The sequence below is a fragment of the Gemmatimonadota bacterium genome (genome assembly GCA_026706845.1).
GTDB lineage: Bacteria > Latescibacterota > UBA2968 > UBA2968 > UBA2968 > VXRD01.
This window is the reverse complement of sequence record JAPOXY010000243.1, coordinates 1-13,657: the sequence shown is the minus strand read 5'-3', so window position 1 is coordinate 13,657 and position 13,657 is coordinate 1. Positions and strand designations below refer to the sequence as shown.

Here is a 13,657-nt window from a genome sequence, read left to right as displayed (position 1 = left end):
GGCATTTCGACATGCACTGAAGATCGGGCCCGAAATGCCAGATGCTTATGCGGGACTTGGTACCGTGTTTATCAGGAACAAGCAATTCTCAGAGGCCGTAAAAATGTGGCGGGAAGCAGCGGCAAGGGATTCGACCCTGGTTGCACCTCTGCATCACGCCTGCGAGTTGTGGGAAACAGATATTCGGAACGGGTTTAGAACGCGACCCGGCACAGCCCGGGATTATACCGATCTGGGGGATACATATACGCTTCGGGATTCTCTGGATGTGGCAATTTACTGGTACCAGAAAGCCATTGAGTCCGACCCCGATTACGCTGTACCTTATTACAATCTGGCACTGGTCTGTGCAGAGGCTGGGCGTGAGGAGGATGCAGAGGCGGCGTTGGATGGGTACAGGCAAATCGCGAGAGATGCGAATGCTGTGCGGGCGTTGGAAGTGTTGATTCGGGATAGAAGGGAGAGGCCAGGAGGATAGAGAAGGCGTCAGGAAGGAGGATGCTATGAAGGTCTTGAGATGGATTCTATGTGCGATAGGGATTATGGTGGTGGGGGAGGTTTGTGCTATGGATCAGGTGGTGGTGAAGTTGCAGTATCCCGAAGGGCGAATCGCGCGCTATAAAAACAAGTATCGCCTGGACTATTTTAGCGATAAGGCCGAGATGATTTTGAGAGAAGGCTCGTTTACTATGCAGGGGTATGGGGAATGGCGGAGCCGAGAAATGGTGGTTGAAGGGGGCGATAGCGTGAAAGTGACTGCCAGCGTAGATAAGGCCGGGAGCCAGGCCATATTGACTGGTGAGCGGTTGACTTATGAGCAATTTCCCTATACTCTGGATTTGTTGAACGCCCTTTCGTTTGCCTGGAGGATTGCACCCGGGGGAGAGGTGGGTGCGTTTGGGCCCGATTTTCCAGCTTTTAAGGCCAAACGCAAGGATATGATTACGGACTTGCGGCAAGTCTGGATGCCCGGTCTCGCGCCCGTGCTGCCCGATCAGGCGGTGTCGGTCGGGGATACCTGGGAGGGCGAGCAGCGCATTGAGGTGCCGTTTTATGATTTCGATGCCGGGTTAGAGCCGTCACTTGTGCAGTTTACCAGTGCGTATAAGCTGAAAAAAATTAAAAAGCAAAAAGGGCATCGGGTGGTGGAGATTGAGGAGGAGCGCGAGGTACATTACCGAATCTGGTTTCACATTGAGGTGTTGTCGCTGGTGATTGACGGCAAGGGATCGGGGAGTGCGGAATGGGAGATTGATATCGACCGCGGGCTTGTGCTTTCCCACAATATGAAGATCGGTCTGGGATTGCCTCAGGTGCGTATGGCAGGCGATCCAAAGCCTATTGATGATATCAAAGCAGAGATTGAATTGGTTTTTAGCCGGAAACTGGATAAGCTGGAGAAAGAATAATGAGTCTGGCTTTTGATACATCTGCTGCGATTCAGTCTGCCGGCCGGGGCGTGACCGCCCGCGCCGTGTTGCTGGGCCTGGTGCTGGTCTGTGCAGAGGTCGCAGTGATTACATTTTCCGAACCGGTGGCGCGGTCGTCTTCTATGAACGTGAGTCACTTCCCGGTGGGTTTTTTTATGTGGTTTGTGGTTGTGGTTTTGGGCTTGAACCCGCTTTTGAAATGGATTTATCCGGGGTATATGCTCTCGCGTTCAGAGCTTTTGACTGTTGCCGCAATGGGATTGATTGGGGCGCATATCCCCGGTAGCGGTCTTTTGGGATTTTTTCTGGGGGTGCTGGCTGCGCCTTATTATTTTGCCTCGCCAGAGAATCAATGGGAAGCCCTGTTGCATCCGACTATTCCTTCGTGGTTGGCGCCTTCGAATGAGCTCGACGCCATGCAGTGGTTTTTTGAGGGGTTGCCCTCAGGCTCAGTGCCCTGGTCGGCCTGGATTATGCCGTTATTCTGGTGGATGTGTTTGATTGGGGTGCTGACGTTTGTGTTGCTGTGTATGGCGGTGATGCTGAGAAAGCAGTGGGTGGAAAACGAGCGTCTGGTTTATCCCCTGATTTCACCGGTGTCCGATCTGATTGAAGATGACGGCGTTGGGGGAATATTGTCTGGTCTGATGCGGAATAAGCTGTTCTGGATTGGGTTTGTTTTGGGTTTTGGACTTTTGGCATGGAATTTTGTGTGGTATTTCTGGGATGCCTGGCCCCGTATCAACTTTTTTGGGCGCAAAGATCTGGTATTTATCGACGGGTTCCCCGCGATGACCAACCGGGTCAATTTGTACATTATCGGGTTTGGTTATTTTGCCAATCTGGATGTGTTGTTTAGCCTCTGGTTTTTTTATCTGGTTTATTGGGCACAGAACGGGATTTTCAACCGCATTGGTCTGGATTTAGGTCCGGGTACGGGTGCGGCGAGTGCATGGGAAAATCTGGGGGCATTGTTCGCGCTGGTCTGGTGGGCATTGTGGACGGCGCGGCATCATCTGCGGGATGTGGTGAGAAAAGCGATCAATACGAAGTACGGAGTGGATGATTCGGGTGAAATGGTGTCTTATCGCACAGCCGTAGTGGGGGTGATTCTGGGGTCGGGATTTTGTTTGCTATGGCTGTGTATGGCAGGAATTGAGTGGTACATCGGCGTTCTGTTTTTGCTCGCGCTCTACGGGGTGTGTTTGGGGTTGGCAAAGGTGGTGTGTGAGAGTGGTTTGCTCTATCTGGCATGGGGGGTGAGTCCGCAGACATTGGTGACCAATGTTTTGGGGTCGGCATCTATGGCGGGGGGTACGATTACGACGCTGGCATTTACAGAGGGGCTGTTTTTTCACGGGAAGGGTATGTTTATGTCGTCTCTGGCCAATAGTGCGAAGATGGGTGATCTGGCCGGTACCGATCAGAGGCGGCTGGGCAAGAGTATGGGACTGGCGCTGTTGGTGGGTATTCCTCTGTGTATTTATTTGAGCCTGGGATGGGGCTATGAACAGGGCGCGTATAATTTTGGGGGGTTTCCCTTTCGCTATGGCCGCGATAGCGTGTTTACGCGGGCTGTGAGCATGATGCAAAGCCCTCAGGGGCCAGCGTCTTCTCGTCTGATGTTTTTTGGGGTTGGTGTGGTGGGCATGACGCTGTTGACGGTGTTGAGATACCGCTTGCCCTGGTGGCCGTTGCATCCGATTGGATTTGCAGTGGGTGGAAGTGGTCGCGCTACGAAAGCGACGTGGTCTATTTTTATTGCCTGGGCGTGTAAGTTTTTGATTGTGAAAATTGGTGGTGTGACGCTTTATCGGCGGTATCGCCCATTGTTTACGGGATTGCTTTCGGGGTATTCGCTGGGGGTCGGCGTGTCGTTTGCGGTGGATGTGTTGTGGTTTATGGGGCGGGGACACTGGATTCATTTGTATTGAGGAGGTTGGTGATTTTGAAAAGATTTGGTTTTTGGCTAATGGTGTGGATGCTATTTGTCTCAAAGGTTGAGCCATCACAGGTGGACTCGGTGCTGGTCGATATTATCAAGGGCAATTATTACGGGGCAATGGTGCGGTGCGAGGATGTGATCGCAGCCGATCAGACAGCGGCAGATGCGTACCGATTTTTGGGATGGCTTCAAATTGTGACGCGGCAGGGCGATTTGCAAGAGGCTGGGGAGAATTTGCGGCGGGCCATTCATCTGAAAATAGTGGATGCAGGAGCGCACAACGATCTCGGGGTGGTGTATTTTTTTCAGCGCAATTACAGCCCTGCGATTGAAGAATTTAGACAGGCGATCGCGCTAAAACCCGATGCGACAATGTTTTATCGAAATCTGGGATTTGTGGCCGAATTGGCGGGGGCGTATTCCGATGCGGAAGAGGCGTTTCAGGCTGTTTTGGAGCGAGACCCGACGGACGATCTGGCGGTTTACGGATATGGTCTTGCGCTGGTCAGGCAAGCGCGTCACGACGAGGCGCTGGAGGCATTTCAAAAGGCCGTCCACATGTTTTCGGATCGCAAAGAGGCGCATTTAGAGATCGGACAACTCATGATGATGCACGGCAAGTATGCGTCTGCTATATCTGCGTACAAACGGGCGACAAAAATTGATTTTGAAGATCCCAAAGGTCATTATGGATTGGCACAGGCTTATCAGATATCGGGCGATTCACTATCGGCGCGGCACGCGTGGGAGACGTTTAAGTTTTTTGACGAGCGCCATCGGCACGCGGTTCGAGATCAGTATGTGTTGCCTGCGCGCTTTGATAAGGTAGCCGATTTGCTGGATTTCGGAGACAGGTTTGTGAGGCTGGGGCATCACGATAAGGCAATAGAGGTTTATCAGCAAGCGGTCGCTCTGGTTGAAGATCCAGATTTGCCGTGGCGGTTTAGTCCGGAGGTCCCCGTGGTGTATCTGGCTCTGGGACAGTCCTATCAGGCGTTGGGAGATGTAGAGCGAGCGCGGCGGTCTTATGATGCGGCTTTTGCGCTGGGTGAAGGAGGCATGGTATCTGACGAGGCTTTGAGACACAGGACAGATATGTTTTTGTGTGCCGATGGGTTGTCGCGCGATGTGGTGGAGGGATACGAACGGATTGTGGCTATGGATCCTATTGCCTATGCCGCGTTCTATATTTACGATCAGATTAGCCAGGCACAGGCGAAGACGGGACATTTGAATAAGTGTATCTCGACCTATGAGACGAGGGCAGATCAGGTTGCGTATTCTGCGGGATTGTTGGTGCGATTGGGTGTGGCACATGCGGTGGCGGGAGATATGGACGCGGCAAGGGCGTTGTACGATCAGGTGATTGGGGGGGCGGAAGATCCGCGCGAGTTGTATCTCCAGTTGTCGGTTCTCTACGGTCGGGTAGGGCGGAAAGCAGAGGCAGAGGCAATGGCGGCAAAAGCATCCGCAAATATACGCAGATAGACACAGATGGGTGCGCCTATACTTTCGCAATTGGATGGGAGTATTAGTGATTAGAATTATCGGCATTCTTTTTTTGCTTTTAGGTTCGAGTTCTGTTGCTGCAGAGCAATTTGTGGAGGTTGCAGAAGCGTCTGGTATATCGTTTGTGCATCGGACTGGCGCGCGGGGAAATTGGCATTATTTGGAGACTATGGGGTCGGGCTGTGCGGTATTTGATGCGGATGGGGACGGCGATCTGGATCTGTATTTTGTCAATGGAGAACACGGGCAGACGGGTGGCGAGAACGCGCTTTACCGAAACGATGGCGTGTTTCGTTTTTCTGCTGTGCCGGGTGCGCCTGGTGTTGGGTATGGGATGGGGTGTACGATCGGGGATTATGACAATGATGGCGATCTCGATCTTTATACGACGGGTTACGATGCCAATGTGCTGTATCAGAACGATGGGCGTGGTGGTTTTGCTGAAAAGAAGGCGGGTGTGGATGGCGGTGGGTGGTCTGCTGGTGCCACCTTTTTTGACGCGGATGGGGATGGCGATCTGGATCTGTATGTGGTGCGCTATTTGACGTATGATGTGAAAACCGAGCCTAATTGCGAGCGGGTGGGTGTTCGCACGTATTGCGATCCGGGCTATTTTGAGGGGGCGCCGGATTTGCTTTATCATAATGAGGGGAATGGACTATTTACAGATGTGTCTTTTGAGGCGGGTGTGGCAGATTCTTCGGGCAAAGGGCTTGGGGTGGTGAGTCTGGATTACGATGGGGATGGGGATACCGATCTCTATGTGGCGAATGATACGACGCCGAATTTTTTGTACCGCAATGTGGGGGGACGGTTTGAGGAGGTGGGTATAGAGGCGGGTGTGGCGTTTAATGCGCAGGGTCGGACGCAGGCGGGGATGGGGGTTGATGTGGGGGATGTAGATGGGGACGGACGATCAGATATTTTTGTGACGAATTTTTCCTACGAGACCAATGCAATTTATCAGCGTGCGGGGGGCGGATTTTTTATGGAGGGAAGTGTGTCAACCGGAATTGCCGGTGTGTCTTTGCTGCCTCTGGGATTTGGCACTCATTTTTTTGATTATGACAATGATGGTGATCTGGATCTGTTTGTGGCAAATGGGCATATTTTCCCAAATGTACAGGCGTTTTCCAGGGCTGAGTCCTATTTACAGGCGGATCAAATATTTCGCAATGTGGATGGGCGATTTGAGGTGGTCAATGCGGGCGTTGAGATGCCAGGGGTGAGTCGCGGGTCGGCGATTGGCGATCTGGATGAGGATGGCGATCTGGATCTGGTGGTACTGCATTCAGGACAGCGTGCGCGGGTGTTTCGCAATGAATTTGAGAACTCGGGACGCTGGATCATTGTAAAACTGGTGGGGGGTATGCAGGAGACGAGGCAGGGGTTTTCAAATAGGGATGGGATTGGTACAGTGGTGCATGTGAGCGCGGGGGGAAAGATTCAGGTGCGCGAGGTTCGGAGTCAGTCGAGCTATTTGTCGGCGAGCGATTTGCGGCTGCATTTTGGGCTGGGCAATGCGCGTCGCGTGGATCGAATTGAGGTGCGCTGGGTGAGTGGGCGCGTGCAGGTGTTGGAAGATGTTGGGGTGGATCGCGTTGTGGTTGTGGAAGAGAATTGATGTATTTAGAAGGAGGCTACTATGGGTGATGTACAGAGAGATGCGCGGTTGCTGTGGGAACTGGATGTGGAAGGTGTTGGTGGACAGATGGTTGTGGCGGATGTGAATGGCGATGGAAAGCTGGAGTTTTTGTTGCGGCAGAGTCCGGGGCAGTTGAAGTCGGATCTCTACATCGAGCGGGGATGGAATACGGATGAGGAACGGCATTTGTTCTGCATTACGGCGATTGACCAGGAGGGCAATCAGCTGTGGCAGGTGGGCGAGCCGCATCGAGGGGCAGATCCGTACTGCTCGCATGGAGGCAATGATTTTCTTACCGCTGATGTGGATGGCGATGGGAAGGTGGAGGTGATTTCGATTGTGTGGGATGTGTTGACGGTTTTTGACGGGGAAACGGGCGAGGTGCAGGCAAAGAAGAAGTTGCCAGCAGATAATTTTTCCCAGGTGAAGGCCGGGAATTTGAGGGGCGATCCGACGCGGCAGCAACTCGTAGTGAAGGTCAATGATGGTGCTTATCCGCCTTATGAATACGGCAATCCGACTTATGTTCTGGATAGCGATTTGTCGGAATTGTGGATGACGCCGCATTATCACGGGGCGGGGCATGCGCCAGTGTTGATCGATGTGGATGGCGATGGGTGTGACGAGATGTTGATCGGTTATAATCTGGTGGATAGCGATGGGGCTTTGTTGTGGTCGATTCCGGTGGAAAATGCCACGAAAGAGCATGCGGACAATATCAATCCGGTGGATCTCAATGGGGATGGCGAGATTGAGATTGCGTATTCGGGTAGCAGGGATTTTTTTGTGGCGAATACGCAGGGCGAGGTGATCTGGAGACGCCCGCACGAGCATTCGCAGAATACGACGGTGGGACGTTTTCGCAGTGATATAGATGGACAGACGATGATTTTGAATGAAAAGTGGATTGGGATGACGTGTTATACGCCCGATGGACAGGCACTGTGGCAAAAAGCCGGTGTGGGATACGCCCAACATGCTGTGCGCGGCTGGCGGGATGACGGACTGGATCTGGTGATTTATACCCCGGCTTTAAAGAAGCAACAAGAAGATGTGCCTTATGATAGCGAACCGGAAGATACACATCTTTATTGGCCGTTTCTGATGGATGGAGACGGCAACCGGGTGATGGAATTTCCCTTTCGAGAGGATTTCAAACAGACCAGACAGCGCATTCGGGGATTTCGGGCTTATGATTATGGGATCGGATATGGCGCGATGGTGTTGGACATAGATGGGGATGGAAGAGATGAAGTATTGATTTACGACCGGCGGAAGATTCTGGTATATGGCGCGCCAGCATAGCATCAATTGCGCAGGAGGTGTGCTATGAGGCATCAGTGGATATTGTATCTTCTGTTTTTTCCTCTGCTTCATTGTGCTGGCCCCGATCTTCTGGATTCTGATTATTCAACTGTTGAAGGCCGCATTGCGTTTGTGGGACCGGGAGATTTCAGGACATTCCAAATTTTTGTGATACGTCCCGATGGCAAAGGGTTGATGAGGCTTACGAGCGAGGCGGGGGGCTGTACCAATCCCTCCTGGTCTCCGAATGCGCGACGCATTGCATTTGCGTCAAACCGGGATGCACAGGGAAATTTCGCTATTTATATTTTTAACCTGGAGGATAGGGACATACAGAAGGTGGTTGATTTGCCCGGTCCCGATCTCGGTCCAGTCTGGTCTCCCGATGGTGGAAAGATCGCTTTTCAGGCGAGGCAGGATAATAGGGATAGATGGGATATCTATACGGTCAACCTCGATGGGACAGGATTGCAAAATCTTACAAATTCTCCCAGTAGTGATGAAGCACCGACCTGGTCACCTGATGGGCGCAGGATTGCCTTTCAATCGCGTCAAGGGCAAAATATCGATATTTTGATCATGGATGCAGATGGTGCTAACCGGATCAGGCTTACGGATTTTAATGGTGTTCAGAATATTCATCCGGCCTGGTCGCCTGATGGAACGCGCATTGCATTTGCGTCAAACCGGCATCAACCACCTGTGCGGGATCAGTTTCCGGAATGCGAGATTTATACTATGAATTCCGATGGGACTGTGGTGCGACGGTTGACCCGGGGTGCGAGTTCTACGGAGGCTTTTTTTTCTCCTACCTGGTCGCCCGACGGTCAAAGAATTGCTTTTGAAGTGCGGCGAACTCTTGAGAGACAGGGTGGCTTGGAACACAGGTTGATGATGATGGATGCCGATGGTACAGATTTGCATGAAGTTTCTGTGGATATGGAAGTTGCTGCGCCCCGCTGGTCGCCGAGGCAAACCGAGTAGAAGGGAAGTGAAGGATAGTGTTGAAATCGCGGTACAGGGGTTTTAGAAACGTTTATCTGTGTGCTCTTTTTGTTATACTGCCCATTGTCGCTTTGGCTCAGGAACAGGACTCCTTGAGGGTCTTAGAGAGAATGGTGCAGGCATCTCCTGGGGACCGCGAAGCCTGGGTGCGGTTGGGGTATGCCTATTTGGATGCGGGGGATTTAGACCGGGCAGATAAGGCGTTCCGAAAAGGCATCCAGGGTACAACGGCATCCAGGGCGTTCAACGGCCTGGGACTGGTCTATACGAGACGCCCCAAACAGCCGGAGAAGGCACTGTTTTATTTTCGCCGCGCATTGGGAGCCGATCCCACATTTTTTGAAGTTCGGATGAACATCGCCCGGTTGTACCTCAAGATGGGTAATTTCGATGCTGGAAAGGCATTAGAAGAGGTCATCCAGGCCGATTCTACATACGCACCAGCCTATTTGGCGTTGGGAAATTGGTATGCAGACTGGTTTGAGGGATGGGACGCCAACAGCGACGAACAGCAGCGGAGAATCGAGCTTTTTAAACGCTATATTTTGCTCCGTCCCGAGGATCCGGAAGGTCCCTATAGGCTGGCGTTGACTTATATTGAGCAGCAACTCTATGGACAAGCTCTGGATGTGGCTGTACCCGCGATGGAATTACATCCAGATGAGGCGCGTCTTCTGCCATTGGCTGCCCAGGCGTATGCAGCTCAGGGGGAAGCGGATCAGGCACTGGGCCTGTTTCGGATCTTTTTTTGGATGCTTCCAGATAGCAATCAGGCGTTGTATGAGGACCTGTCACTGGTGGCGTTTCCAGAGGAGTTGGCGGCCTACAGGTCTTTGTCTGAGTGGGAACGAGAGGTGTTTTTAGATCAATTCTGGCTCAAGCGGGATCCAACGCTCATTTCAACGGGAAGAGCACGGCGAGTGGAACACTATAGGAGGGTGTGGTATGCGCGTACGTATTTTGCCAGCAAGGTACAGCCCTGGGATAAGCGCGGAGAGGTTTATATCCGATATGGCGCGCCGAACTACAGGTCCCGGTCTGGTCGGACCAACCCACCTCCCAGTGTAGCGGTACAGGCTATTAAAGAGCGAAATGCTTTTACCATTTACAAAGAATCTGACGCCCTGCCCATACCAGGGGAAATTGCACACGGCAGAGCGTTGATAGAGCCGGTTTTCCCTCTGGATCGGTCAGCGCGTGAAAGGGTAGATGATGTTTACGTTGCGGAGGAACCGACAGTACATTGGGAATCGTGGGTTTATACGCAGGTAGGTGGTGGCATTGAGTTTGTGTTTACGGATCAGATGTTGAACGGACAATGGGCATTCGCGCCACCTCCCCTTTCTGCAAATCTTCCGATTGATTTAATGACCCGGTTGGCAGAATTGAATCCAGCCAATGTCCTGCAGGTCGTATCTTCGGCAATGCCAGAACGCTACACCCTGCCTCCAGGGGTAGAACCGCTGGCGTTTTATTACGACCTGGCGACTTTTCGCGGCGAGGCAGAAAATACCGAGGTGGAGGTTTATTACGGCATTGCACCCGAACAGATGGCCGTCCAGCAGGTTGGGCAACTGTCGCAAATCCAGGTGGAACGAACAGTCGTGTTTACCGATAGTACTGGCGAAGTCGCACACCGAAATGTAGAGGTGCTTCCATTCGCCTGGGCGGCATCATCGTCCCTTAAACAAGGCACCTTCTTGCCTGATGTCGCCACGCTGGAAGTGCCATCGGGAACCTATCGCATGGCCGTGCAGTTGATCGATCAAGTCTCTGGCAAGTGGGGTATCTACCAACAGGTAGTGACGGTGCCAGCTTATAGGGATTCTCTGGGCATCAGCGATCTGGAACTGGCATGGTCTATTTCGGAGACACCGCAGGGAAAGAAGTTTCAGAAGGGAAACGTGTGGGTGATTCCGATGCCGAGCCGAAGCTACCGGGACGATCAGGGAGTCTATGTGTACTATGAGATCTACAACTTACAGAAGGATCGGTTCGGACAGACGAAGTATCGCGTCAGCTATGCTATCCGTCAGGATTTACGCACGCGATTGGGGGTGTTTGGCGCAGTATTTTCAGGATTTCGCAGACTGCTCTCGGCCGGGGAACCGGAGGTGGTGGTGAGCTATGACCGGACTGGGAACGAGGCTTTTGAGCGGATCTATTTCGAGCTCGAGACAGAGAAGTTGGATATGGGAGTCCACCAGATTGAAGTGAGAGTGACAGATCTGAATGGTGGAGGTACTGTCTCCAAGAGTGCCGTATTTGTTTTGGGAAAGGGAGAGTAAGATGGAACGGACGCTCTTTCACAGGAGGTGTATTATGATGAATCGATGGGTCCTGTATCTGCTGTTTCTTTGTTTGTGTCCAATTCCCATTCAAGGGCAAGATACAGCAGAAGAGGCGATTGCGAGATTGAGATCTCTGCGAATGGCACGGAATCATAAAGATGGATATGTCGAGGGGAAAAAGCTGGTCGAACGGTTTCCGGATAATTTACATCTGCGCGCATGGTTTATCCATCACATGGCGGCGGAGAACAAAGAGGAAGCAGTTGCTGCCGCTGAAGAGATGGTCGCGTCTCCTGAAAATAGTGCGTGGGGTTGGGTCGCGCTTGCGAGCGCACTTGATCGACTTGGTAAAGAGCGCAGGGATGAGGCTCTTTTAGCCAGTGAAAAAGCCATGGAGATGTTGCCCGACCATGCGGATGTCATCAATATAAGAGCAGATGTGCTGTATGGAAGTAATAAAGAGGATGCGATTACTTTTGTAGATGAGTATAAAACGCGGGTCGAGAATCCCGCCAGACTTCTGGTTGTTAAGGGGAATGCTCTGTACTATACTTCTGAGAGGGGAAAAAACACTGAAAGGTTTGAAGCTTGTTTGAAGGCGTTTGCAGAAGCGCGCAAAGCCGATCCCGGCAATGCAAATGCCTATTTTCGACCGGCTTATTATCTGTCTGTGATGCGTCGTTATGATGAAGCCTATCCACTATACCAGAAAGCGGCGCAACTGGCACCCACAGATGCAAGGGTGCATCTGCGGTTCTGGCGGGTGGTTGAGCGACTGAAAAATAAGTCTGAAGCAGAGAAAATCGCAGAGATCGAGGCTGACGCCGATGCGTTTGTGAATGCGCGAGGAGAAGATGTGGTTTCTTTGAAGACATTGCACGATTTTTATTTCCGACTGGAAGATGTGGAAAAGGCAAAGATGTTTGGGGATCGCATCCTCAGTTCCTATGGTGAAAGTGAGGAGGCGGAGTGGGTGCTGGTGCGACGCTATCGTGAGATAGGGGATGCTGCTGGTGAAGAGGGTTTCCAGGATCCCGAGCAAGAGAAGGCGTATCGGGACCTGTTGCGGGCGTTTATCGCGCGGCCTCGGCACCACAATGAGGGGCTGTTGGGAGATGCGTATCTGAACCTTTTCTTTTTCATTGGAGGAGATTCTACAGTATCGGCGGAAGAAACTCTGGATGTGGTGCAGGGTATGGTAAAATATGAGAACCTCAACCCGCATCTCACATTTCCAAGAGGTGCGATGAGGCTGGCGGAACGCACGTCGTATTATCGCGAGGCTGAGCAGATTGCTCGGGATGGTGTTGCGGCGGGACGGGAAAAACTAAAAAGCCAGAGGAATTACTTCGATTCAGAGGAAGAGTATCAACAGGCCATAAATGGGATGACCGGTTTGATGGCCGATGCCCTCGGCTGGGTATTTTTTCAGGAAGGGCGTTTGGAAGATGCCGAGCGAGAATTGATGCGCGCTTATGAACTGGATCCCAAAGAGGAGGGCACGCTTTACCATTTGGGTCAGGTGTACGAGGCGATGGACAACCCAGATCAGGCCGAGGTATTTTACAAAATGGGTATAGCCATCCCATCGTCGGGTAAAAATCCCAATGATCAGGCTCTAAAGTCACTTTATTTGAAGCGACACGGGAGTTTGGATGGGTACGAAAGTTATTTAAAGCCTTTAATAGCATCAGATCGAGAAACGAGAAAACAGGAGGTCCTGTCTGCCCGGATTGAGGCTCCAGAACCCGCTCTTGCGTTCAATTTGAAGACATTACAGGGTAAGCAAGTATCACTAACTTCTCTGAAGGGTAAGATCGTGGCGATCAATTTCTGGGGGATATGGTGTAGCTGGTGTGTGAAAGAGATGCCGGAGTTTCAGAATTTGTACGAGCATTACAAGGATGACCCGGATGTGGCAATTTTGACGATTAATAATGATCGCAATCCCGATTCGATACCCCCGTGGATGGAGGAAAAGGGTTATACTTTTCCGGTTTTGCTCGATGACGGATATGTGAATAAGGCGGGGATTCAGGGCTTTCCCACAACCTGGTTTCTCAATCGAGAGGGTCAGATTGCATTTCTGAAGCGGGGATGGACAAAAGAATTGGAGGAGGAATTTGGCTGGCGAATTGAGGCGTTGAGGGGCGTTGAGGTGAAATAAATGGGGCAGGTGCGAGACGGTCGGTTTAAGGTTCGTGCGGTGGTACTGGGATCGTTTTTTGTGGTGCTGGTGAGCGTTTGGGCTACCTATTCTGAGTTTATTGTGCGGGCCTCCCGGTTGAACATGAGCAATTTTGCGCTGGCCCTATTTGTGCCCTTTGTACTGTGTGCTCTGATTGTGAATCCGGTGCTCAAAGCGCGGAAACCCGGGTGGGCGTTCGGGCGTTCGGATTTGCTGGTGGCGTTGACGATGGGGTTGGCCAGCGCGGTGATTCCGGCGGGGGACGGCCTGCCGGGGTGTTTGGCGGGGATTCTTGCAGCACCATGTTATTTTGCCACGCCGGACAGTGGGTTGGCACCC

General features: G+C 52.1%; 10 protein-coding genes. All 10 read left to right on the top strand.

The window, feature by feature from the left end:
* Positions 1 to 478: tetratricopeptide repeat protein (locus OXG87_21615; protein ID MCY3872155.1), on the top strand; the 478-nt coding region annotated here is incomplete at its 5' end.
* 25 nt (positions 479 to 503) lie between these two features.
* Positions 504 to 1,409: a hypothetical protein gene (locus tag OXG87_21610; protein MCY3872154.1), complete on the top strand. Its 906-nt coding sequence runs from the start codon at positions 504 to 506 to the stop codon at positions 1,407 to 1,409.
* Positions 1,409 to 3,364: a hypothetical protein gene (locus tag OXG87_21605; GenBank protein MCY3872153.1), complete on the top strand. Its 1,956-nt coding sequence runs from the start codon at positions 1,409 to 1,411 to the stop codon at positions 3,362 to 3,364. The genes OXG87_21610 and OXG87_21605 overlap by 1 nt, the downstream gene beginning before the upstream one ends.
* Before the next feature lie 14 nt (positions 3,365 to 3,378).
* Positions 3,379 to 4,863: a tetratricopeptide repeat protein gene (locus OXG87_21600; GenBank protein ID MCY3872152.1), complete on the top strand. Its 1,485-nt coding sequence runs from the start codon at positions 3,379 to 3,381 to the stop codon at positions 4,861 to 4,863.
* Positions 4,864 to 4,909: 46 nt separating this feature from the next.
* The gene (locus tag OXG87_21595) at positions 4,910 to 6,508 is read left to right on the top strand and encodes a CRTAC1 family protein (GenBank protein MCY3872151.1); all 1,599 of its coding nucleotides are present in this window, start codon (positions 4,910 to 4,912) and stop codon (positions 6,506 to 6,508) included.
* A gap of 21 nt (positions 6,509 to 6,529) precedes the next feature.
* Positions 6,530 to 7,834 (top strand): hypothetical protein, encoded by a 1,305-nt coding sequence (locus tag OXG87_21590; protein ID MCY3872150.1) that lies wholly within the window; start codon positions 6,530 to 6,532, stop codon positions 7,832 to 7,834.
* 24 nt (positions 7,835 to 7,858) lie between these two features.
* A complete protein-coding gene (locus tag OXG87_21585; GenBank protein ID MCY3872149.1) occupies positions 7,859 to 8,818 on the top strand; it encodes a hypothetical protein in 960 nt (319 codons plus the stop codon).
* A gap of 134 nt (positions 8,819 to 8,952) precedes the next feature.
* Positions 8,953 to 11,127 carry a tetratricopeptide repeat protein gene (locus OXG87_21580; protein ID MCY3872148.1) on the top strand — a complete coding sequence of 725 codons (2,175 nt, stop codon included), beginning with the start codon at positions 8,953 to 8,955 and terminating at the stop codon, positions 11,125 to 11,127.
* Between the two features lie 34 nt (positions 11,128 to 11,161).
* Positions 11,162 to 13,297 carry a redoxin domain-containing protein gene (locus tag OXG87_21575; protein ID MCY3872147.1) on the top strand — a complete coding sequence of 712 codons (2,136 nt, stop codon included), beginning with the start codon at positions 11,162 to 11,164 and terminating at the stop codon, positions 13,295 to 13,297.
* Positions 13,298 to 13,657, top strand: a 360-nt coding sequence (locus tag OXG87_21570) for a hypothetical protein (GenBank protein ID MCY3872146.1), incomplete at its 3' end; no start/stop codon positions are given.